This window comes from Williamsia serinedens (genome assembly GCF_024171725.1).
GTDB lineage: Bacteria > Actinomycetota > Actinomycetes > Mycobacteriales > Mycobacteriaceae > Williamsia_A > Williamsia_A serinedens.
Window position 1 is genome coordinate 416,507 of the sequence record NZ_JAMTCG010000005.1, and the last position, 23,147, is coordinate 439,653.

21 protein-coding genes are annotated in these 23,147 nt (G+C 67.7%); 15 read left to right on the plus strand and 6 right to left on the minus strand.

Annotated elements, in window-relative coordinates:
* Positions 1-2 precede the first annotated feature (2 nt).
* The 5 genes from LX12_RS15485 (at position 3) to LX12_RS15505 (ending at position 4,626) form a co-directional block, all read left to right on the plus strand.
* A complete protein-coding gene (locus tag LX12_RS15485; RefSeq protein WP_253655469.1) occupies positions 3-803 on the plus strand; it encodes a hypothetical protein in 801 nt (266 codons plus the stop codon).
* Complete coding sequence (locus tag LX12_RS15490) at positions 800-1,447, plus strand: hypothetical protein (RefSeq protein WP_253655470.1); 648 nt, start codon at positions 800-802, stop codon at positions 1,445-1,447. The genes LX12_RS15485 and LX12_RS15490 overlap by 4 nt, the downstream gene beginning before the upstream one ends.
* Complete coding sequence (locus LX12_RS15495; protein WP_253655471.1) at positions 1,444-3,021, plus strand: DUF6777 domain-containing protein; 1,578 nt, start codon at positions 1,444-1,446, stop codon at positions 3,019-3,021. The genes LX12_RS15490 and LX12_RS15495 overlap by 4 nt, the downstream gene beginning before the upstream one ends.
* Before the next feature lie 108 nt (positions 3,022-3,129).
* A complete protein-coding gene (locus LX12_RS15500) occupies positions 3,130-3,390 on the plus strand; it encodes a hypothetical protein (RefSeq protein WP_253655472.1) in 261 nt (86 codons plus the stop codon).
* Positions 3,391-3,519: 129 nt separating this feature from the next.
* Complete coding sequence (locus LX12_RS15505; protein WP_253655473.1) at positions 3,520-4,626, plus strand: glycoside hydrolase family 5 protein; 1,107 nt, start codon at positions 3,520-3,522, stop codon at positions 4,624-4,626.
* Here LX12_RS15505 and LX12_RS15510 read toward each other — a convergent pair.
* From LX12_RS15510 to LX12_RS15530, 5 genes are all read right to left on the minus strand, one after another.
* Entirely contained in the window at positions 4,613-6,301 is a 1,689-nt protein-coding gene (locus tag LX12_RS15510) for a glycosyltransferase family 39 protein (RefSeq protein ID WP_253655474.1), read from the minus strand. The two genes, LX12_RS15505 and LX12_RS15510, sit on opposite strands and share 14 nt — an antisense overlap.
* Positions 6,298-7,770 carry a glycosyltransferase gene (locus tag LX12_RS15515; RefSeq protein WP_253655553.1) on the minus strand — a complete coding sequence of 491 codons (1,473 nt, stop codon included), beginning with the start codon at positions 7,768-7,770 and terminating at the stop codon, positions 6,298-6,300. Before LX12_RS15515 ends, LX12_RS15510 begins: the two co-directional genes overlap by 4 nt.
* A gap of 23 nt (positions 7,771-7,793) precedes the next feature.
* Entirely contained in the window at positions 7,794-9,260 is a 1,467-nt protein-coding gene (locus LX12_RS15520) for a hypothetical protein (RefSeq protein ID WP_253655475.1), read from the minus strand.
* 101 nt (positions 9,261-9,361) lie between these two features.
* Complete coding sequence (locus LX12_RS15525) at positions 9,362-11,275, minus strand: hypothetical protein (RefSeq protein ID WP_253655476.1); 1,914 nt, start codon at positions 11,273-11,275, stop codon at positions 9,362-9,364.
* Positions 11,276-11,954: 679 nt separating this feature from the next.
* Positions 11,955-12,236 (minus strand): hypothetical protein, encoded by a 282-nt coding sequence (locus tag LX12_RS15530; protein WP_253655477.1) that lies wholly within the window; start codon positions 12,234-12,236, stop codon positions 11,955-11,957.
* A gap of 488 nt (positions 12,237-12,724) precedes the next feature.
* Between LX12_RS15530 and LX12_RS15535 the strand changes: the two genes are divergently transcribed.
* The 10 genes from LX12_RS15535 (at position 12,725) to LX12_RS15580 (ending at position 22,406) form a co-directional block, all read left to right on the plus strand.
* A complete protein-coding gene (locus LX12_RS15535) occupies positions 12,725-13,450 on the plus strand; it encodes an FkbM family methyltransferase (RefSeq protein ID WP_253655478.1) in 726 nt (241 codons plus the stop codon).
* 17 nt (positions 13,451-13,467) lie between these two features.
* Positions 13,468-14,586, plus strand: a complete 1,119-nt coding sequence (locus LX12_RS15540; protein WP_253655479.1) for a glycosyltransferase — start codon at positions 13,468-13,470, stop codon at positions 14,584-14,586.
* Between the two features lie 245 nt (positions 14,587-14,831).
* Positions 14,832-16,169 (plus strand): glycosyltransferase family 4 protein, encoded by a 1,338-nt coding sequence (locus tag LX12_RS15545; RefSeq protein ID WP_253655480.1) that lies wholly within the window; start codon positions 14,832-14,834, stop codon positions 16,167-16,169.
* Positions 16,166-16,978, plus strand: a complete 813-nt coding sequence (locus LX12_RS15550; protein WP_253655481.1) for a glycosyltransferase — start codon at positions 16,166-16,168, stop codon at positions 16,976-16,978. The genes LX12_RS15545 and LX12_RS15550 overlap by 4 nt, the downstream gene beginning before the upstream one ends.
* An 80-nt stretch (positions 16,979-17,058) precedes the next feature.
* Positions 17,059-18,225 carry a lipopolysaccharide biosynthesis protein gene (locus tag LX12_RS15555; RefSeq protein WP_253655482.1) on the plus strand — a complete coding sequence of 389 codons (1,167 nt, stop codon included), beginning with the start codon at positions 17,059-17,061 and terminating at the stop codon, positions 18,223-18,225.
* 32 nt (positions 18,226-18,257) lie between these two features.
* Entirely contained in the window at positions 18,258-18,845 is a 588-nt protein-coding gene (locus LX12_RS15560; protein WP_253655483.1) for a YveK family protein, read from the plus strand.
* A complete protein-coding gene (locus LX12_RS15565; protein ID WP_253655484.1) occupies positions 18,812-19,543 on the plus strand; it encodes an acyltransferase in 732 nt (243 codons plus the stop codon). Before LX12_RS15560 ends, LX12_RS15565 begins: the two co-directional genes overlap by 34 nt.
* Before the next feature lie 7 nt (positions 19,544-19,550).
* Positions 19,551-20,864 carry an O-antigen ligase family protein gene (locus LX12_RS15570; protein WP_253655485.1) on the plus strand — a complete coding sequence of 438 codons (1,314 nt, stop codon included), beginning with the start codon at positions 19,551-19,553 and terminating at the stop codon, positions 20,862-20,864.
* 43 nt (positions 20,865-20,907) lie between these two features.
* Complete coding sequence (locus LX12_RS15575; RefSeq protein WP_253655486.1) at positions 20,908-21,588, plus strand: YveK family protein; 681 nt, start codon at positions 20,908-20,910, stop codon at positions 21,586-21,588.
* Positions 21,585-22,406, plus strand: a complete 822-nt coding sequence (locus LX12_RS15580) for a class I SAM-dependent methyltransferase (RefSeq protein ID WP_253655487.1) — start codon at positions 21,585-21,587, stop codon at positions 22,404-22,406. The genes LX12_RS15575 and LX12_RS15580 overlap by 4 nt, the downstream gene beginning before the upstream one ends.
* 7 nt (positions 22,407-22,413) lie before the next feature.
* Here the strand turns inward: LX12_RS15580 and LX12_RS15585 are convergent, their stop codons facing one another.
* Positions 22,414-23,142, minus strand: coding sequence for an FkbM family methyltransferase (locus LX12_RS15585; protein WP_253655488.1), 729 nt, complete (start codon positions 23,140-23,142; stop codon positions 22,414-22,416).
* Between the last annotated feature and the right edge of the window lie 5 nt (positions 23,143-23,147).

Genomic DNA, 23,147 nt, shown 5'->3' on the forward strand with positions numbered 1-23,147 from the left:
CGATGACATTCGACGGCGCGGACACCGCTGCTCTCACGACACTCGCCGGCCAGATGGGCCGCGCCGCAGACGACCTCGACCACGTCGTCGCATCGATGGGGTCGACCCTCGGATCGACGCAGTGGACGGGCGCGGACGCCGCGCGATTCCGTTCGACCTGGGACTCGGACTCCGCCCGCGCATTGCGCGCGGCGAGCAGCGCCCTGCGCGACGCGGGCCGGCGACTGGTCGCCGAGGCGCGCCAGCAGGATCAGGCCAGTGCTGCCGATGGCGGCTCGATCGGCGGTGCGATCGCGGGGGGCGGCGCGATCGCGGGAGGTGGTGCAGCCTTCATCGGTGGCGCGACCGACGGACTCATCGACCGTTTCGACCGGGCCGTTCCGGGCGGCCTGGCGAACCTCGGTTCTCTGGGACTCTCGGCGTCGGCGATGGGGCTCGACAAGGCGTTCGATCTCGTCACGAGAGATCTGAACGTCGGCGCCGGCCTCAGCGCGGCCACCTCCGCATGGCATCTCGGCGAGGCCGCCGGTGCTCTCGCATCGGGGGACTACATGGGTGCTCTGGATTCGGGCCTCCATTCGGCGGCGGACGGTCTCAAGGCGGCGCCCAACCCGACGCTGAACCTAACCGGCTCCGCGCTGGGGATATGGACCTTCGTCGGCGAGGAGGCCGTGAAGGCGGACTTCCCGAACACGTGGGGCCCGACCATGGACTACATCCGCACGAACCCGATGGACGCCATGGGTGGCGCGCTCGACGGGATCACCAACTCGTGGACATCGATTGCAGGAGCGATCCTGTGACGAACCTCGCCTTCACCGACGACGAGGTCGTCGCAGCCGCCTCCTTCCGTGAGAAGGGGTGGCCGACGCCGGTCGCTCTGGCCGACAACGGGAACCCGACTCGGGACGAGGCTCAGGCCGCGGTTCGGCGGGGCGCCCGCTCGTTGCTCGCCCGCGGACTGCTCGCGATGACCGACGGACGGGCCGAGCTGTCGGCCGAGGTGACCGTGCCGCTCGAGCGCATGTCCGACCTGCGCCACGTCGTGGTGTACCCGGCGCGTAGCTCCGACCCGGCACATGCGTTGTATCCGCTGCTCTACGTCCATCCCGCTGTCGACGGCGAGATGGTCGTCGAACTCGACTCGGGCGACGGGATCCGCGGTGTCGCGACGATGGTGACGGACGCCGTGGCCGACCAGCTGATCACCACGGCGAGATCGGTCTTCCGGCGGGAGCAGTCCGGTGACCGACCCGTGCTGCACCTTGTCCGCATTCATCCCGACGGCGCGGAACTCTCCGTCGTCTCACCGGGGGAGATCGTCATCTCGACGATCGAGGCCGACGGGTCCTCCACGCCGTCCGCGGTCACCCCCTTCTTCGACACCGCCATCATCCGAGCCCTCCTCGCACCACTGGGCCTCGAACAGGAAGAGCAACCGGCATGAGTGACACACCCACCGTCCCCGTCCCGACCGCGGCCGCGACCCGACGCCGTCGGACGGTGATCCTCTCGTCGCTGGCCGGCGTCCTCGCGGTCATCGTCGTCGCGGCCACCGTCATGGTGGTGAGCATGCGGCCGGACTCGGGTGCGCCCGATCCCCGGGTCGACCTCGCGTCGGTCTCGACCGTCGGGCCGAATCCGTTCGCCGCGTTGACGAACGCGACCGCCGCGCCGGTGGAGGCCACGCGCGTCGACACCTCACTTGCCCGACCGGCGAGCGGGGCGACGCAGCTCGTCGGAACGACACCCGGGCTGTACGCGGGAAGCGACGGCAGCCGATGCGACCCCGCCGCCTTGGCGCGCTACCTCGGTTCGGACTTCACCCGTGCGCAGGCGTGGGCCGGCGTCTTCGGCATCACCGCCGACCAGATCCCGTACTTCCTCAACAGCCTGACCCCCGTCACGCTCACCGCGGACACCTGGGTGACCAATCACTCCTGGGAGGACGGCGTCGCCCGGCCCTTCCAGTCGGTGCTGCAGGCCGGCACACCGGTGCTCGTCGACTCCGAGGGCGTGCCCCGCGTCCGATGTGCCTGCGGCAACCCGCTGGGTCCGCCGGCGAGTGCCCCGCTGTCCGGGTTCCGGACGTCGGGTGCCGCGTGGCCGGGCTACCAGACCACTCGCGTGGTGCACGTGCAGACCGCCGCTCCTGCCGCTGCGCCCGGACAGGTCCAGGCATCGGCTCCGGCCTCGCTGACGGTGCGCAACGCGTCGACCGGTGACCTCGTCCAGCAGGCCTTCTCCGCGCTGCTGAACCTCGCGTCGCTGCCGCCGCTGGCCAAGCCCCTGCCCACCGCGGCATCGATGAACGTCCCGTTCCGATCGACCGATCCAGCGGTGGCCCAGTCGAACGGCGTCACGACGCAGGGCGTCGCGCTGCCGGAGATGACCCGCGCGGCAGCGGGCGTGACGGTGTCGGAGACCGCCACCTCGACAACCGAGTCGTCTGCGGCGCCTGCGCCGTCCACGGCCGCCGCAGCGGCCGCGACGTCGATCCCGTCGTCGTCCGTCGCGCCCGCGGTGATCCCGCCGCCTGTCGCCCCGGTCGCACCCGTCGCCCCGCCGGTCGAGTCGTCGGCTGCTCTGCCGCCCCCGCCGGTCGAGTCGTCCGCACCGGTCGCGGGGCCCGCGCCGACGAGTGAGCCGCCGAGCACCTCGGCCGGCCCGCTCCCCACGAAGTTCACCGGGACGGGTTCGGGCATCACGGGATTCACCTACGCGGACACCTCCGGGGCGCCGGTCCGGTGTTCGGTGCAGGCCGTCCCGGTGTCGACGCCGACCGAGGTCCCGCCGACCTCGTCCGACCCGTCCGCATCGGACACCCCTGCGCCGGCCCCGGAGACGACCGAGGCCACACCGACGGACGCGACGGTGACGTGCTCCGACGGTTCGACGACCACGGTTCCCCTGACGACCCTGTCGCAGGCGACCGTGCAGTCCTCGACGGACACGCAGGGAGTCTGGACCGTGAGTCTGGGTGGTGCGTCCATCCCGGTCACCGAGGCGACCTGGGGCTGACACCCCGTTCCGCAGACGCCGCCCACGCCCGGACCCGGGTGTGGGCGGCGTCGTGTCGGCGTGCTGCCGCGGCCGCGACGCAGCGGAGCGTTGTGCCACGCTGGTCGGGTGCGTGATCCCAGCGTGTTCCACGCCCTCGTCCTCATGCACCTGCTGTTCGCGGCGGCGCTGTGGGCGCTGCTGCGGCCCAGCGTGCGTGCCGCAGTCGCGTGCGCGGTGGTGGCGATCGCCTGGGTGATCTGGAACGGGCCGATCGAGGGTGCGGTGCTCGTCTCGTTCACCCCGGACCACGGCATCACCGAGTCCGACGTGCTCGGTGCCGTCGCGCTGGTGATCGCGGGTGCGACGGTGGTCCGAGCCCGCCGGTGACCGGGCGCGGTCGCGCACGACGTTCCCCCGCCGTGACCGAGCGGACGACGCGGGTACCGATCCCGCATCTTCAACTCATCGAATGGAATCTGCACGATCGCGGACTCCCGCAGCTTGTACGGTCAGCGGATGAATGCGCGGACGCGGTGGTCGCTGGTCTACGCGGCGGTGGCGGTGCTGCTCACCGTCACGGCCTGCACCGTGCGCGCCGAGCCCGCGCCGGACCCGCCCCGTACCGTGGCCGCCACCTCGAGCGGGTTCACCCTCGACGGTGATCCGTGGTGGCCGTCCGGGATGGACGCCTACCAGTTGGCGACGAACTGGTCGATCAACCGCGGTTGCGGCGCCCAGGTCGATCTCGACGCCTACTTCGGCAGCCTCCCCCCGAACGCGCTGACCCGCTTCGATCTGTTCGCGGCCCTGGCGGTCAACAAATTCACCGGCGCCGTGGACTTCCGTCCCGCCGACGCGGTGTTCGCTGCCGCGGCGCGGCACCACCAACTGGTGCTGCCGGTGCTGGTCGGTGGTGACGGGGCCTGCGAGAGCGGCGAGTTCAAGCAACGTGACTGGTACGTCGACGGGTGGAAGACGGAGTCCGCGTTCGGCGGGATGACCTACCAGCAGTGGCTCACCACCGCCGTCACGCGATGGCGCGGCTCCCCGGCGCTGGCCGGGTGGGAGCCGGTGGGTGAGCCCGAGCCGGGTGTCTGTGGCCGGTCGTGCGCATTCCCCGACCGGACGTGCCCGTCAGATGCCGGCGCGGTGCTCCGCGGGTTCTTCGACACCGCGGGTGGCGCCGTCCGCGCGCTCGACCCGAATCGGCTCGTGTTCTCCGGGCTCGCGGGTGGCGGGCAATGTGGCAGCGCGGGAGACGACTACGAGCTCGTCGGCCGGTCACCCGGTGTCTCCGTGCTGGACTATCACGACTACGGCGCCGACGGTGTGCCGCTGCCCGGTGACCAGTGGAACGGGCTGGGGCGGCGGATCACCCAGGCCAGGGCGGTGGGCAAGCCGATCGTGGTGAACGAGATCGGACAGAACGCAGGATCGTGTGGCACCGTCGACGACCGCGCGACCGACGTCCGTCGGAAGGTGACGGGTCAGCGAGCCGCGGGGACCGCCGGAGCCCTCTTCTGGGCGTTCGTCCCCGACCCACGGAACGACCAGTGCACCTTTGACATCGGTCCGGGGGACCCGCTCTTCGGCCTGGCAGGGGACATGCTCAGTCAGGGGTGACGCGGTAGACCCGCCAGGTGGGGAGGTCGTCGGCGACGTTCGGGAACTCGAGGTCGAGTGACGCGATCCGCGCCCCGTCCCCGTACAGGGTCGGGTAGCGCTGGTTCACCGCGTCGGTGACACCACGGCCACTGCGGGGGACGGCGAGGATGTAGCGGATCCCGAAGCGGGCCGGGTCGTTGAGGATCTGCGTGAAGTCCTGGTCCGACGGGATGACGAAGCGCCGGGGATCCGTGGTCCGGGCGAGGATCGCGAAACCGTACAGCGTGTCCACCAGGACGCTCCCACTCGGGAGTCGCTGTGCATCCAGCCATTCGGCGATCTGTCGTTCGGTGGAGAAGGACTGCGCCACCCGCCGGTCCTTGTCGACGCGAACGCCCGTTGCGGTGGCGTCGTCCAGGACGGTCGCGCGCAAGGCCGCCTCCTGCGGTGCGTAGCGCTGCGACGCCATCAGCCCCCACGCGGACGGCAGGCTGACGGCGGTCGCGGCGATCACGATCGTCGCCACGATCACCTGCGATCGTGCGGTCGGTCGGCGGATCTCGGCGGGCCGCACCCGGCGCCCCGGCCGGCGCGCCGGAACCGGCGACCGAGCTGACAGCGCGAGCATCGCGACAACGACCCCGAGCGGCACGGCCGCGATGTAGAAGCGGAGGAACCCGAACGTCGCGCCGGTCACGTAGCTGGCCCCCTGGAACACGAGCACAGCGCCGAACACGGCGACCGGCACACCGATCGGGGCGGCACGGCCCAGTGTGATCCGTCGTGCGCCGATCACCACCACACCCACGAGCAGGGCGGGGAACAGCAGGAACGCATCGACCACGACGAACGCGATGCGCTGCAGCAGATCCCCGGGTGTGCCGCCGGCCTGGCTCACGATCGCCGAGTTGCCGTACTCGGAGGTGAACTGCGCCAACGCGTTCCCGGTGATCAGCCAACTCGTCGCCGCCCACGCGACGAACGCCACCACCGCAGGTGCGACCACGAGCGCCATGTCGACGACGACCCGCGAGATGCACCACCGCAACGGCCGGAGCGGACTGCGTCGCTGCAGCGAGACGACGCCGACCACGGCCGCCGCCGCAGCGGTCGCGGCGACGGCGTCGTAACGGGTGAGGTAAGCCAGTCCGAGACAGATCCCGGCGGTCACCAGATCGTGCACGTCGTCGGAATCGACCCACCGGATGAGTCGGCGAACGGCCCAGCACAGGAAGAACAGGAACGGCGCCTCGCTCATCCCGTTCCCGCCGTAGAACACGATCATCGGGTGCACCGCGAAGAGGATCGTCAGCGCCACCGTGCAGACGGTGGGCAGACGACGGTCCCGGCCGACACCCCACACGTGGTACACCGCCCCCGCCATGAACACCGCCGACATGACAACGCCCGAGACGGCATCGGCGGTGATCCACGTGAAGGCATGCGCGAGCGCGACTGTCGGTAGCTGGATGAGGGCTGTCAGTGGCGTGAAGACGAAACCGATGGCGGCGACGTGCGGGTCGCGGCTGAAGATGACCGACTGGGCGGACTGCACCCGGGACAGGGCGTCGCCCATGAGGAACTGACGGTCGACGGTGATGAACCACCCGGCGACGAGGAACAGGATCAGCGCCGCGGCGAAGACAGCAGCTCCCGGGCGACGTCGTCGACGCCGCACCGCCTCCGACGTCACGTCTCCGCGACCGGGGACGGGGCGGCGGCGGGCTGCGTCGTGCTGCTCCCGATCCCGTGCGCCGTCTTCTCCCAGTACGACGGGTTGCGGAGCAGTTGCCAGGTCCCCTTGACCGCGGCGATGCCCATCAGGACCCAGTAGAAGGGCACGATGAGCGCAGGCCAGAACAACTCGGGCCTGTCGTCCTCGCGGATGGCGATCAGCGTCATGTACACGGTCGCGGCGTTGCCCAGGATCATCGAGACCAGCGAGGGGTAGTAGATCGCCGGGGGCAGGATCTCGGTGATCTCGGTGGGCTGACCGAGGATCCAGACGATCAGCATGAACCAGAACGCGACGTTCAGGCATGCGATGAGCGGAGTCCCGGCGAAGAGCGTCGCCAACCGGAACGTCCCGACCGGTCCGAGGGTGCGCATCACGCTCACCGGTGTGCGCATGTGCACCAGGAACGTCTGGAGATAGCCCTTGTACCACCGCGATCGTTGGCGGATCCAGTTGATCGCGTCGATGTTCGCCTCCTCCCAGGTGGTGGAGTCGAGCACCGCCGTCCTCATGCCGTGCACCGCGATCCGGATGCCGAGGTCGGCGTCCTCGGTGACGTTGAACGGGTCCCACGCCCCGATCTCGTCGAGGACCCGCCGACGGAGGTGATTGGACGTGCCGCCCAACGGGATCGGCGACCGGCTCGCCATCAGGCCCGGCAGGAGGAACCCGAACCAGAGCCCGTAGTCGGCGGTGAACCACGCGGTCAGCACGTTGTCGCCGGAGTTGTGGAAGTCCAGCCGGGCCTGCACGCAGGCGACGTCGTCGTCGAGCTCGGTGAAGGCGACGGCGACGCGTCGCAACTGCAGCGGGTCGGGGACGTCCTCGGCGTCGTAGATGGTGACGATGTCGCCGGTGGCGAAATGCAACCCGAAGTTGCACGCCTTGGGTTTGGTGCGCGGCTGCGCGGCCGGGACGAGCAGCACGGTCACGGCGCCGCTGCTGATCACGTCGGCCGCCGCGGTGATCGTGGCCTCGTCGTCCTCCTCGAGGAGCAGGAGCACCTGGAGCTTCTCGCGGGGGTAGCGCAGCGACTCCATCGCCGCGACCAGCCCACCGACGACCTCGGGTTCGTCGTAGGCGGGCACCAGGACCGTGTAGTTCGGGAGGTCGTCGTCGGCGAGGGCCAGGGCGGTCTCGTCGGACACGCGGATCGGCCCGCCGGCCAGTCCCCGCCGGAACAGGACGATGCGGTCGATGATCGTGGCGACGTAGGAGAACGTCGCGATGCCGGCGAGCGCGGTGAGGGTGGCGGTGGTCGCGAGCACAAGTCCCGCCACGACGAGCACCGTGACCACGACGAGAGTCCACTTCTGCCACGGCACGAACGCCACCGAAGCGGACAGATGGGGCCGCCCGACGCGGATGCCGTCGATGGAGTCCGTGAGCGCTTCGTCGACGGTGAGGCCGTCCGCGGTGGGCGGCATCGGGACCGCGCGGGGATCGCTGCTCACCGATCGGCCGCCTGTCGCGACGCGGCGGTGGCCACCTGCTGACGGACCATGGATCGTGCTGCTGCGGTGAGCATCTCGCGATCCTTGAACTCCGGGCGCTCGTCCCGGACGATCGCGTCACCCCGCAGCAGGATGGCGAGGAAGTCGCCGGCGGTGGAGAAGGGTGTGAGACGAGGGGTCGGGAACGGGGCACCGTCGCGGTGGTCGTCGACGGCGAGCAGCTGGATGCTCTGGGCGACCGGTCCGTCACTCCACCTCCACGTCAGCCGCGTGTACGTGAGGTAGCGCTTGTCGTCGACGAGGGTGCCCAGCTGCCCGGTCACCCCGTCCCCCAACGGCACCGGGACGGCGGCGCTCATCCGCACGCCGGAGAGGTCGTAGACCATGTAGACGGGGTAGACCGAGAGCAGGATCGGTCGTCGGGTCGTGATGGTGTCGGCGACGATGACGCGACGCCGGCCCTCGAGGTCCCATGCGGGGTCGGAGAACCGTGCGACCAGGCGTTGTCGCGTCATCGACCCACCCTTGCCGTAGAGCCGTCCGGCGAAGTCGTACCGCGTGAGGGCGGTCTGGTCCCACAGGTCGGGGACGACGGGGGGTCCGGTGGTCTGCAGGCCGGCGATCACCGGCCGCGGCGGTCGGATGTTGCCGCTGGGAACGGTGACGACGGCGATGGCCGCGGTGGCGACGAGGAGCGTCAGGACGACACGCCACGACCCCGATGCGACGACGCGTCGCGCCGGCATCCGGACGAGGTTGTTCGTGACGCCGAAGCGACGCACGTCGTCGATGTAGAGGGCGACACCCGAGGTGAGTCCCGCGACGAAAGCGGGCCCCGCGATGACCAGGGCCGGCGAGGTGTCCGGTGCGAGCATCCTCATGACGACCAGGGCCATCGCCCCTGCGCCGCCGGCGGTCACGGTCCCGATGGCGACGCGGGATGCGTTGCGGCCGGCCGCGAGTGCCGCGGACGCGACGGCGATCCCGATGATGACCGTCGACGCGGACGCCGCCGTACCGCCGAGGAGCAGTGTGAGCAGACGGATGGGGAAGGGGAACGTCGCGAGCAGGATCAGCCACGAGCCCCGGTGGCGCAGGGTCGGCCGGGTGCCGAACAGCAGCACGCACGACCCCAGCAGGAACATCCACAGCGCCAACAGATCGAGATGCAGTGTCAGGTACACGTCGGAGAACCGGGCGACCAGCTTGTACTGCACGACCCAGGCCAGTGCCAGCAGGATGACGCCGACGATCCCATCGCTCTGCCTGTCGTGGATGGGGAGCTGTGCGTGGTCTCGGGCGAGCACACCCATCGACACCATGATCGCGCCGCAGATCGCGATCGGTTGGTAGACCATGAGATTGCCGGTCGCCATCTCGCGCGCGACCGCTGCCAGGGTGGAATGGAACGCGATGCCGGTGGCCGCGAGGATCACCACCCAGCGCACGACCATGGTGGCCATGGCACGGCGCGCGTCGAACGTGGGCGTCGACGTGATCGTTACGGCTGGGGGCTGCTCCTGCGGTGGTGGTACGCCGACAGCGGCAGGAGTGTCGAGGCTGGTCATCGCTCGCCCCGACGGCGCACCCGACGCCACACGAACCACGCCGCCCCGGCGACGACGAGGACGGCGGCGACGGAGCCGGCCGTCGCCACGATGACGCCCGAGTCGCTCCCACCGCCGGTGTCGGCGGCGGTGGTGTCCGTCGAGTCCGGTTGTGGGACGAGGACCGGTGTCCGGTCGTCGACAGCCAGCAGGGCGGCTCCGTCGAGGTTCGACCAGCGGCGCGGGTCGGCCGTGAGCCATCGCAGCACGGCGTCGAGCTGCGCGGGGTTGCCGTTCGACGACGCCACCAGGACGCTGCGACCGTTGCTGCGCGTGACCTGCAGCGCACCCAGCTTCACCGTCGGGCTGAGCGTCAACGACTGGCGTCGGCCGGCCTGCGCGTTCGCGGCGAGGGGATCGAGGGTGACCACGTCACCGCGGGCGCTGACGGGCAGGGTCGGGATGTCCCGCGCCGAACCGTCGGCGTCGATGATGACCGCGGGCGTGGACGAGGCCCGGGCCTCGTCGATCGGGACGACGTCGACCCCCAGCGGGGTGACCGTGAGGCTCTGCAGGCCCGCGGCGATGGTGACCGCCCGCGAGACGTCGGCGAGATCGCCACGTGTCCAGGCGAACTGGGCCCGGGGTTGCAGAGCCTGCGGCATGGATCCCAGTCCGGTGGGGATGGGCGGGTCGGCGCGGGTGAACTGGACCGGTGCCGTCGGGTCCAGCGAGATCGAGACACGTTGCGCCTGGCCGCATCCGCCTTGGTCGTCGCCGCGCTCGAGGGACACGGTGACGTCGAGGTAGCGGCGGAGGAGTCGGTCGGGGACGTCGACCCACCGGTCGATGCTGCCCGACGCGGCGGTGGGCCACGACGCGATCGTCGTCGTCCCGGTCCGCACCACGATTCGTCCGCCGCCGTTCGACGGCAGTGGTGTGTAGGTGCCGCGGACCTCGAAGCGCACGTCGTGGGCGGGACCGCCGAGGCGCGTCTGGTCGATGCCGAACCCGATGACCGCGCGTCCGGTCCCGCTCGCCTCGCTCTCGCCGACACCGAGATCGGCCAGGGTGCGGACGGTGGGGGTGATCTGCGGGGCCGTTGCCGACTGGCCGGCGATGGCGGCCGACGCCACCGCGACGGTCGACATCTGCGAGGTGATCAGCTGCGCCTGGGCGAGCAGGTCGCTGCCGCGGCCACCGATCTGCAGGTAGGGCCCGAAGGCGCCGGTGCGCAGCGCGGTTCCGCGGGCTGCGCTCTCGGCGAGCATGATCTGCCGCACCGTCGGGTCCTGCGCGACGTCGGGCGCGCCGGACGCGGGCAGCGCCCGGGTGCGGACGGCGATGGGTGTGGGCTTGTAGCGCCCGACGACAGCGGTGGCGAGGTTGATCGCCGCCGACGCCTCGGTCGGTGACGGCGTGGAGGGTATGAAGAGATCGATCGCGGTGAGCACCGGCGGGAGGAAGTCGGCGACGGTCGCGGGCACGGTTGGATTCCCGGTGTACGCGACCGTCATCCCGACGACTCGGAACGGCGTATCGGGGTCGAAGCGGCAGGTGCCCTCTCCGGTGAGATCGGTCCGCAGGGTGATGTCGGCGGCGTTGTCGGTGACCGGGATCCCCGCGAGACTCCACCGGACCGGTTGGGACGGGTCGGACCCGAGGACCACCCGTGACAGGAACCGGTCGCCGCTGTAGGCGTCGACGGTGCCGGCGGTCACGCCCGGCGGCAGCTGCGCGGTGCCGCGGAGTTCAGTGGGAAGGGTGCCCGGGTCGACGGGGACGGTGAGGCTGTACTGGGCCTGTGGGGAGTCGAACTGCGCGGTCGACGCTGTCCCGACGGCGGAGAGCGGCTGGGGGGCGATGGGGTCCGACGGCGCGGCGAGGGCCGGTCCCGCGGTGACGATCAGTGCGGCTGCAGCCGAGACCACACCCAGAAGCCGTGACCAGACCACCAGGTCCCCATTTCTCGATTGCACATCAAAACTTCGACAAGCCGCACAACAGTGCAAGTAATACACCACGGGTGCCGAGTCGGTGGCCTTACCGATGGGTCAGTTCGTGCTGTATCGCATTGGGGGGGCGAGGATTCCGCACACTACAAGCAATCGGGATGACAACTGACAAATGTGGTGATGTGAATTCAATTCGGCTGGCGGCTGGAATGCGTCGACCGCATCGGGCCGATTCGATCGGCGCCGCCACGCGACAACGTTCGCGGCGAGAAGGAGTTGGGGTCCGAAACGATTCTGAACAGACTGTCCAGATTGGTCACACAAAGAACCGGATCTCTATGTCGAATGACTCGCGCGTGCCGTAGCTTTCATCGTGCAGGCGGCACGGGCCGCGGACTCGCCCCCCCAGCACCAGAGCCCATCGACCCCTACAAGCGCCCCCTATGGCGCGTCGTGGAAACCCCCGGTCCGATTTCATCCCCCTGGCTCGGATCGGGGGCAGGGCGGTCCCACACCTTCGCCCGCGCTCTCGTTCCGCCAACCTTCGACTGCGATTCCTCGACTGTCGAAGGTGCCAACTGGAAGGGGGCGTGTGTGAAGCTCGGCGTGCCTGTTGAGAAGCGCCTCGTGGCAACCGCTTCGATGAATCTGCAGGTTACAGAATTATGTCGAACAGGGCGTGGTCGTTCGCGTCGTCGGTCCGACGATGGCCGCCGATCAGCGCGACCGCCTCGCGCAGGGTCGTGTCCCTCCAGCCATCGACCCCGGGGTCGTACCGCACGACCCCGATGGCGTCGGCCGATTCCGGGAGCGGGCCCGCACCGGATACGAGCAGGACGACGGGTATCTGGTGGCTGTGCGCCAAGGCCAGCGCGTAGCAACCTGCGCGTCCGGTTCTCTCGAATCGCCAGCGCATCGGCGCCTCTGACGACGTCACTCAGCGTCGAGAGGGTCATCTGCGCAAGATCGGACTCGGGGTGAGTGTCGACAATCCAGTCCGGAACCCCGTCCTGGCCGGTCCGCGAGACGCCGTACTCCGACCAGCGTCGACGTCGGTCACCGATCGGCGGCCCGTCATCGGGCGCGATGAGACGTATGCGACGTGCCGTGGGCGTCTGAGCCAGGGACGCGAAACTCATCCCCAAATCGTGCATCGTAAAGATTATTCGGCGGGACGATTCGCCGGACTTTGTGTAGCGACACGTTGATGCTGAACCGGCGGTACATTCCCTGCAATATCGGGCCCGTCGGCCTGATCGGGCTGTGTCTGAGGAGGAGGGCGCCATGGCGCGGTGTCGGACGTTCTGCGGCACGGTGGTCACCGGTGCGCAGGTCCCCGTAGGCATCTTGTTCTTCCTCGCGAAACGAGCAAGGTGATGGTGAAAGCGGGCTCGGTTTGTCGTCCATGAGGCGTGGGAGTGATGGATGAACAAGGCATCAAAGCTGCTACGAATCCTGCGCGTGCCTGAATACCGGACTGCATTGCAGCGACACCGCGTCGCAGCTGCGGTCGAACACGCGGCGGTGCTGAGCGCCCTGGACGTCTCGTCGGTGGTCGATGTCGGGGGCAATCGAGGTCAATTCGCGCTCTTCGCCACACACGCTTTTCCGTCGGCCACGATCACTTCGTTCGAACCGTTGGCCGGCCCTGCCGGCACGTTCGCGGCGCTGTTCCGCGAGCACAGCCGGGTGACACTGCATCAAGTCGCTCTGGGCGCCGAGGCCGGATCGGCGACGATGCACGTGTCCGGACACGACGATTCGTCATCTCTGCTTCCGATATCCGACCATCAGAACGAACTGTTCCCGGGAACCGCCGAGGTCGCGACCGAAGCGGTGACGGTAGGCGTTCTCGCCGACTTCGTGGATACCGCCTCTTTCGACGGGCCTGCGCTACTGAAACTCGATGTACAAGGGTTCGAACTGGAGGTACTTCGCGGCTGCGAATCAGAATTGGGGTCCTTTGACTACGTCTGCGCTGAGGGATCGTTCACCGAGCTGTACGAGGGTCAAGCTCTGGCGCCGCAGATCATCGACTGGCTCGACGACCGCGGTTTCTCGTTGACGACCGTCTACGGCCCGGTGGCCGACGACATCGGCCGGCTGATTCAGGCTGACATGCTGTTCACTGCACGAGATCGCCTCTCGTAGCCATGAGAATCCTGCACGTGGTCACGTTGGTGTCGCCGGACGGTGCCTTTGGCGGACCAGTGAGAGTGGCTCTCAATCTCGCAGTGGGACTTCAGGAATCCGGACATGACGTGGTGATTGCGGGTGCGTGTCGTGGTTTCGACAAGCGGCCCGAACACCTGGACGGTGTTTCCGCGAAGTTGTTTAAGGCGGTGCATTTCTCGCCCGGGATCTCGTTCGCGGGCGTCTCCGCGCCTGGCTTGATGAGGTGGCTACACCGGAACCTGGTCACATTCGACGTGGTGCATGTTCATCTCGGCCGAGACCTTGTGACACTGCCGACGGCGCGGATGGCGCTCAAGCGGGGCGTTCCGTTGATCGCGCAGACCCACGGGATGATCGTTCCGATCGCCAACCCGATCGCCCGATTCCTCGACGTCGTGAGCGTCAAGGACACGTTGCGACGCGCGTCGACGGTGCTCCATCTCAGCGCAGAGGAATCGGCGGAATTGCGGCAACTGACGCCGCTCACGAACTTGTGCGAGTTGCCGAACGGTGTCCCGACCGCCGCGTTCGACGATGTGGAGCGTGCGGACCCGCCCGAGATTATCTTCATGGCGCGAGTGCACCCCCGGAAGCGTCCGGAGTTGTTCGTGAGGGCGGCCATCGAGCTGATCAGAGAAGGTTCGAGAGCGCGTTTCACGATTGTCGGACCGGACGGTGGGGCTTTTGGCGCGGTGGAGCGGTTGATCGACGAGTCACCGCTGACATCGGCCCAGCGCAGTGCGCTCGTCGTGGAACCGGCTCTCGATCACGACGCCGCCCTGCGTCGACTCGCGGCTGCACGTGCGTTCGTCCTGCCGTCGTATCGCGAGCCGTTCGCGATGACGATCCTGGAGGCGATGTCGGTGGGAACACCGGTCATCGTCGGCCAGGGTGGGGGCTTGAGTTCGTTCGTGGATACGTCGGGCGCAGGGATGGTCGTCGACGGGTCGGTCGACCAGTTGGTGGAAGCGATGCGCGTACTCATCTCGCGGGGTGAGGACGCGCAGAGGATGGGCGAGGCCGGCCGAGCCGCGGTCCACGAGACGTACGGGATGTCCTCTGTGGTGTCACGTGTGCAGCGCATCTACGACGACGCCCTGGAGCGGCGCTGACGATCAGTGCTCGCACTGCAATGCGCAACCCGCGACGACAGTTTCTGCGAATTCTTCTGTACGGCAATGGACGTCACTTGCCCGTCCAGTCGACTCGAAGCGCGGCCAGGGAACTTCTGAGCGCGCAGCTCGCTCGCTGCCCGCGCGGGGTCCCCTGATCAACCGATAACCGATGAGGCGAAAGGAGTGCGCGATGCGCAACGTCAAATATAGTAAGCACACGTGAGTTAACGAGAGTGGATACGATGCGCACTGTAACGAATCGTGCAGGTGAGGGTAGCTTTACGGACAACGCCGAGCCTCAATCCGGCGCGCAGAAGATCCGCTCGATCTTGTTCGTTGGCCTCAATTACAAGCCGGAGCCGACAGGGATCGCGGTGTACACGACCGATGCCGCGGAAGGGCTCGCCGCCCTGGGGCATCGGGTCACAGTGATCACGGGATATCCGCATTACCCGCAGTGGCACATGGACCGGCCCTATCTCTTCGGGCGTCGCGACGAACGTGTCCACGGCGTACGGGTGATCCGCGTGAAGCATCCGGTGCCGGGGCGACCGACCCTCCTTCACCGCGCGTTCATGGAGGTCGTGTTCGGCGTGAGGTCGGTTCGTGCGATCGCCTCCGCGCGTGACAACTACGACGCAGTCATCTGCGTGTCACCCGCTCTGCTCGCGAGCGCGATCGTGGTGGCGTGGTTCCGGCGCCGGAGGCACCGACCCGCTGTCGGGTTGTGGGTTCAGGATCTCTACAGCCGTGCGGCGGTCGAGACGGGTGGCGTGGCCGTACGGGCTGCAGCCTGGGTCTTTGCGCTCGAGTTGCGACTGCTGCACGCGGTCGACTCCGTGGCGGTGATCCATCAACGCTTCTCGACCCATGTCGTCGACGCCATGGGCGTCCCGATGCGCAGAACGACGACCATCCGAAACTGGTGCCATTCCGCGCCTCGTCCCGAGATGACGCGTACGGAAGCCCGGGCCTCATTGGGATGGGATCAATGGCAGGGAGCGATAGCGGTTCACGCCGGGAACATGGGTGTGAAACAGAACTTGGATGCGATCGTGGATGCGGCACGCGAAGCAACCAGAATCGGCGCAGACATCACTTTCGTTCTCATCGGCGATGGAAATCAGCGCACCAGACTGGAGAATTCCGCGCGAGGAATGAAGAATGTGGTCTTCATGGACCCCATGGGTGAAAGCGATTTTCGCGCAGCGTTGAGAGGGGCGGATGTGCTTCTGGTCAGTGAACTGCAATCGCTCCGAGAGATGTCACTCCCGAGCAAACTGACCTCGTATTTTCAGAGCGGAACTCCCGTTGTTGCAGCAACACCGTCGGATTCGATCACCGCGAGTGAAATGGCGGAGTCGGGGGCGGGGCTCAGGGTCGAACCGGACGCTCCGCTGGCCATCGTGGAGGCGATCCGCCATCTGGCGGACGACACCGAGTTCGCCAAACGCTGCGCGGAAGCGGCCATGCGACACGTCGATCACGTGTTGGGCCGAGACACCGCGATGACCGTTCTGCAGCACTGGATCGAGTCGCTGGCAGGGCGCGACGCGTCTGTCGTAGCGGCGGCGCGGTGATCGGCTCGTCGATCTCCGTCCTGGTCCCATGTCTCAATGCCGCGACATTCGTCGCCGAGGCCGTGGCAAGTGCACAAAATCAGATGGGTCCCGACGATGAGTTGATCATCCAGGACGGTGGTTCGACGGACGGCACAGTCGACATCCTCAGGGCTGTCTGCGACAAGGACAATCGACTCACCCTCGTGCAGGAGAGGGACTCCGGGCAGTCGGATGCGTTGAACAAGGCGCTCGCGAGAGCAACCAAGGCGTGGGTTCTGTGGCTGAACGCGGACGACGTCATTCTTCCTGGCGCGATGGATTCGGTGCGGCGACGGATCTCAGAAGACCCACGGGCTGAGGTGATCTGCGGAGCGCATCGAATTCTCCGGTCTGACGGGGAGGTCGTCGACGAGTTCCCGGGTCGTCTCCTGACCACCTCGGAGGTTCTCCGCCGTGGGTGCGCAACCTTCTCGGGGTCGGTGGTCATGCGGACAGATCTCCTGCGCTCCGTCGGCGGATTCAGAACCGATCTCCAATGCACGATGGACATGGCGCTCCAGCTGGAAGTGGCCGCACGCACTCCGCGTCAGTCTGTGATCGACGAGCCCATCGGCGCGCTCCGTTTCCATGAGGCATCAAAAACGGCGCGGTTATGGCGCGTGTTCCTCTCCGAGTCCATGCATCTGCGGAGGGCCTACGCCAGCGGGCTGGGCGAGCAGGTGAACGCTGCGACGGGTGCCGCGATCCTGGTTGCGTCTATTCCTGTGTTCCGAATTCGATTGACACCGTCCTACAGGCGAATTCGTCGGCTGGTGGCCGCGAGGTGACGGCAACTCAGGAGCGTCGGGCGAGCTCGGCCAGATCGGCATCGTTGTGGCGAGTCGTTTCTCGCGCCGCGAGCTCGGCGATGCTCGCGGCCACACTCGTGGTTCTCGCCGCGGGGACCTCGGTTGCGCAGTTCGGGATAATGATGGTGGCGTACTCGGCTGCCCTCATCGTCGGGCTCGTGGCGGGGGGCGGTGCACCAGCGCGCGCTCTGCGCACCGGCGGGGGCGCGTCGGGCCGCCGTCTGCTGCCATCACTGTTCGTGTCTCACACTGTGCCGCTGACGGTCCTCGGCGTCGGGATGCTCGCCGTCGCGTGGACCGCCGGCTGGCCGGTCGCAGTTGTGGTCGGACTGACGCTCGGTCTGTCGGACTCGTTTCAGAACTACGCGCAGTCCCACCTCGCCGGATTGCAGATGCACACTGCGACCAGCGCGCTCGTGATCGCTCAACGGGCCGTCCCGTTGGTGCTCGTCTGTATGGCGCCGGAACCGCTGGTCGGCGCGCTCATCGGTTTCGCCGCGATGGGTCTCCTTGCGATCGCGGCACCAGCGGTGGTGGTGGCCGTCGGTGAGTGGAAGGGGATTCGCCCGACGGGAAGCTGGGGGTTCTGGTCCTACTCACTTACCGGGATCCTCTTCATGCTGCAGGTCCCGCTCGTCGGCTGGTTGGGTGCGGGCACGGTCGTGGCGTTCTTCGCGCTCGGTGCGCGGCTTGTCGGACCGGTGACGCTGATATCGGTCTCGCTGTCGACGGTGGTCATCCCCCAGATGGTGACGGCGATCGGAACGCCTCGACTCGACGTCCTCTATCGGCAGTTCCGGCGCCTCTGTTGGGCGTACCTCGTGCTCGTCGTGGCCGGGTCGGTCCCGGGCGCCTACCTCATCGTCGCCGTGCTCGGGCCCCGCTACGACCCCGCGGTACCGTTTCTCGTCGGAATGGCCGTGGGCGCAGGGCTGTCGGCGTGTTCGCAGGCTGCCAATGCGTTGCTGATCGCCGTACACCGACCGTGGCAATCCACTGCTGCGATCGCTGCCGGCGGGGCCGTCTCGCTGGTCATCATCACCGCGCTGTGCGTGAGTGGCCTGCAGCAACACATCTGGGTCTCGCCGATCGTGGGAGAGACAGTCGTTCTGGCCGCGATGTCGCGCGCCGCTCGGGTGGCCCTCGCGGAGGTGAGGACGTCGGCTGAGGCCGACGACACGGTCGCCGGTGGAGTCCCGTGTCGAGCGGAGCCGCAATGCCGCTAGGAGACTTCGCTGTTCTGTTGCGGTGGCGATCGGTGGCGATCGTGCTCGGGTGCCTACTCGTCGCGGTGACGGTCGCGTATTCGGCAGATTCGCTCGTGGGCCGAACGTACGCGGCGACTGCGCGCGTCTATGTCGGCGTCGCCGCTCCGGTTGCGGCACCCGGCCAGTTGCCCACCGTGTCGGCGTTTTCCCGCGATCAGCTGACGGCCTTCTCGGCGTTGGCGGTGGGAAGCACGGTCACCGCCCCTGCGCGCGCGTCGGGGAAACTGGACATGACCGACAGCGAGCTCGCCCGATCCATCGAGATCACCTCACCGACCGAGACGACGCTCGTCGATGTCACCGTCTCATCCGGGTCTGCACGAGAGAGTGCACGGGCGGCGAATGCTGTTGCAGAACAACTGGCCGCCGTCATCGCCGACCCGGGATCCTCGATCAAGGCGCAGGTCGTCGAGCCCGCAGATGTGCCCTCCAACCCAGTTGCGCCCTTCACCCGCAGGAACGTCGGCCTCGCCGCCGTGATCGGACTCGTCATCGGTGCCGGATGGTGCCTGCGGGGCTCACTGATGCGCGAGATCGACACCTCGTGGACACGACACCGGAGGAATGCCTCAACATGATCCGTCGACTGCTTGCCGCTCTTCTGCGTCCGGTCGAGCCCTTCCTCTGGATGCTTCCCCCGTCGCGGCTCAAGAACCGGGCGCTGACGCTGATCGGGCACGACATCGCGGCGACAGCGCGAATCGGCCCTGTGTTGGTCCTCGGGTGTGAACGGATAGTCGTCGGCGAGAGGTCGACCATTGGGCCGTTCAACGTCTTTCGGTCGATGCGGCTGGTCCGGATCGGTATCGACTGCATCTTCGGTCAGCTCAACTACGTAAGCGCCGCGCCGAGTTTTCGGGCTCTGCACCCTGACGCGGGCGGGCTCATCATCGGCGACCTGACGATCGTGACGAACAGGCACTATTTCGATTGCTCGGGGGAAGTCGTGCTGAAGGCGCGGTCAATCGTCGGTGGCGTCCGCACGATTCTGCAGACCCACGAGGCGGACCTCGGACGGTGCACGCAAACAGCGGGACGGATCACGCTGCATGAAGGTGCCATGACGGCGACTGGGTGCATCCTGATGCGGGGCGCCGAGCTGCCGTCCAATTCGATGCTCGCGGCGGGCTCATTGCTGAGGGGCGCCACGAAGAACGGGGCGCCCGCCGAACACCTCTACGTCGGCCGACCGGCCGAGGCGGTACGTCCTCTCCCGCCTATGAAGTACTGGACTCGGACCGACAACGAGATGCCACCCGACCGGGTCGACCTGTGAGTGATGCATGAGCCTGTCGAGTCTGCTTCTGCTTTCCACGGCGGCGATCATCCTCGGGGTGATCTGCAGCCGGTCGCCTGACGATCGCCGTGAGGGGCGGACGTCGGTATTGGTCTGGGTGATGGCGATCGGAGCATGGCCTGTGGTGGTCGCCTATCTGGTGGCGCCTGTCGTCTTCCGCTCTGCCGCAACGCCTGCAGCGGTGGGCTCCGTGTTCTCGCTCATCCAGTATCTCCCAGCGATCGTCGTCGCAGGTTGGTCGTTCGGCCGGGCCGTCACGGTGGGACGCGTGCGCATTGATCCGGTCGTGATGTGTCTGCTCAGCGTGATGGCCTTGTCATTCGTCAGCATCGTGGTGCAGGAAGCCCGCCAGGTGGTGAATCTGGGTGTCGCCGGTCTGTTGCTGGCCGGCTTTCTCGTGCGCTGGCGCAGCGTGGACCTGCCAACGGTGGCGAAGAGCGCCCGGATCGCACTCGCCACCCTCGTGGCCGGTTGCGCGCTGGCGACGTTGGTGACACCCGGCACCGTGATCGACCCATGTCGACAGGACAAGTGCAACCTGGTCGACAACGTCTTGACGTCGCCCTTTGCCGGCAATGGGAATTTCGCGGGATTGGCTGCGGCCGTGCTGTTCTGCCTCGCTGTCAGCGGACTGGGTTGGATCCCGTTGACGCTGACCGCGGCAGGTGCCGCGATCTTCATGGAGGCGGCAGCGAGCCGGACCGCGGTTCTCGGCGTGGCCGTCGCGTTCGCGATACAGCTCGCATTCAAGCTCGTATCGACGGATCGCGCCAGGCGGCTCATCGCTGTCTGTGGCCTCACGGCTGCGGCGGTCTTCTCGCTGCTGCCGTTCTACACCCGGTACATCGACGGCGACTTCGCCTTCCGCGGGCAGCTCTGGTCGGTCGCCAAACACATGGTGGTCGCGAACCCGATCCTCGGTCACGGCCCGTTGTACTGGCAGAGTGTCGGCGCCTCCGCCTTGTACGACGCGAACTATTCACCACACAACGGTTGGCTGGAAGTGGGTGTTGCCCTCGGGCTCGTCGGCTGCGTCGGAATCATCACTGCGGTGGTGCTTCATGTGATCACCAGCGACGAAGCCATCCGGCACGAGCTGATCGCGTACTACGCAGTCGTGCTCACCATCTCGACTTTCGAAGCCGTGTACGTCCCGTACTACCTGGGCATCGTTCCTGCGGCGGCACTTTTGCCGCTCACCGTTTATCAACCGACTCGCACGTTCGTCGCGCGGCGACGACACGGTAATCCCCAACCTCGTCAGAGAACTGTCACAGGAGGTCTCGATGTCACGCCTTGATGCCATACGACGGCGGGTCCTACTTGTCGTGATCGGAGTTGTCGTGGGCGCGCTCGCCGGCGTGGGGTTCTGCTACGCACAGCCGGCGCACTACAGCGCCACCTCTCGTGTGTTCATCGCGGCGGGATCATCGAGTGCGGTGGAGGCGTTCCAGGGAGCGCAGGCTGCGCAGCAGTCAGCACGCACCTACGCGTCCTTGGCGGGCGGTCGCGGCCTGTTGGAGCGCGCCGCTCGCAGAGCGCAGGTCGACATCAGTCCGGCAGCGCTGGCATCGGAACTCACCATCAACCTGCCACCGCTGACAACGGTGATCGACGTGACCGTGAGCGATCGGAATCCGTCGAACGCGGTGGCCCTGGCTCGTGGGGTCAGTTCCGAACTGATCGATCTCGTGCGGGAACTCGAGGCGCCCCCGGCGGGAGGCGTTCCGGCGATCCGTCTTGTTCCCGTGGACACGTCGTCCACGGCGGCGACCCGCGATTCGGTTCTCGATCTCACGGTGATCGGGCTCGCCGGCCTGGCCGGCGGCGTTCTCGGACTGCTTGTCGCTCTGGCGCTCGACGCCATTTCCCGGCGTCGATCAGAAACCGGCCGGCGAGTGGCCCGCCCTGCCCGCCCTGCCGCAGAGACGCCCCAGGACGATCTGCCTGACAACCCTGTGACCGGGGGTAGGCACGGCGCCTCGTCGCCGGAGTCCGCACCCGTATGGCAGGTGCGGACATGACGATGGAGAAGCGACCGTCGCTTGCAGAGCAACAAGAACTGCTTCATGGACTCGATCACGACTACGTGGTCGGTTCCCCGCACCTACGTCATGAAGCGTTGCGCTCCTACGTGGAGGACAGGATCGCCGATGCGGTACGCGGTCAGATCACTGACACGGGACGGTGCCGGGTGCTCGAGATCGGAGCCGGCCACGGTTCGTTCACCGATGTTGCGGTAGGCGCCGGCGCAACTGTGACGGTCACCGAGATGTCCGGTCCCAGCGCGGAATTCCTACGCAACCACTTCACCGGGGATCGCAGTGTCATGGTCGTGTTCGACCCGGACGGCGAGGAAGCACTGCGTCGACCGGGTGAATACGACCTCATACTGCTCATCTCGGTGCTCCACCACATCCCGGATTACGTGACAGCAATCCGCCGGCTCGTCGATGAGCGCCTGGCGCCTGGGGGAGGAGTCCTCACATTCCAGGATCCGCTCTGGTACCCCACCCAGACGCGGGTGGCCAGGATGACGTCGTGGGGTTGCTATTACCTCTGGCGTGTCGGCCAGGGCCACCTCAGCCGCGGGATCCACACGCATGTTCGGCGATTCCGGGGGTATTACGACGACAACGAGCCATCGGACACTGTCGAGTACCACGTCATGCGGGATGGAATCGATCACCGAGGTCTGGTCGCATTGTTGGAGTCGCGTTTCGACCACGTCTCCCTCGACCGCTACTTCTCGACCCAGGCGCCGGTGCTGCAACGCGTGGGAAGCAAAGTGTTTCCGCCCAACACGTTTGCGATCGCCGCCGCCGAACGCCAGCCGTCCTGAGGATGGATCAGAGACACTCGGGTCGGAAGTAGACAGCGTCGATCTGGAGCAGTCGCCCGGTCTCGAGATCGGCGAACCCGGGGATGAACGTCGCCGGGACCATCCCCTGGGAGCGGGCGAAGGAATCACCGTCAGCCATGGCCATGCCCTCGGAGTACAAGGGCACCAGGGAGAGTTCGAGTTGGATGCCGATGCACCGCGTCGACAGGTACTGCGCTCCGCCTTCGATCACACGGGCCTCGAATCCCTGGGTGTCGACCTTGACGAAGTGTCGGTCGCCTGGCGGTAACAGGTCGGCGATCGAGTCGAGGCGTCGGACGGCGACGCGCTCTGTGCCGGACGGTGTGATCTGGGGCGCGGCTCGGCGGTGCGCCTCGAGCATCGGGAGGAGGGAACTGCTCTCCCCGGCGTTGGAGGCGATCGTCATCTCGGCAGTGGTGTCGGCGTCGCCGAGACCCAGCTGGTGCGCAGTCCACACAGCATCACCTGCGCTGGCGCGCTGAAGCCGGGCATACGGCTCCGAGAGTGGCTCGAAAGACGTGATGCGGCCGCCCCACCCGGCATCACGGAGCTCCTGGCCGTACCGTCCCCCGTTTGCCCCGATGTCCACCACGGCTTCCACCCCGGCTGTGGTGAGCAGTCGGGTGAGAAGAACAGTTGCGTCCACGCCGGGATAGCGCACCAGGTCGAATCCGGTCCGTCGAAGTCCTCGGCGGATGCGGTGCGCGATTGTCATCGGAC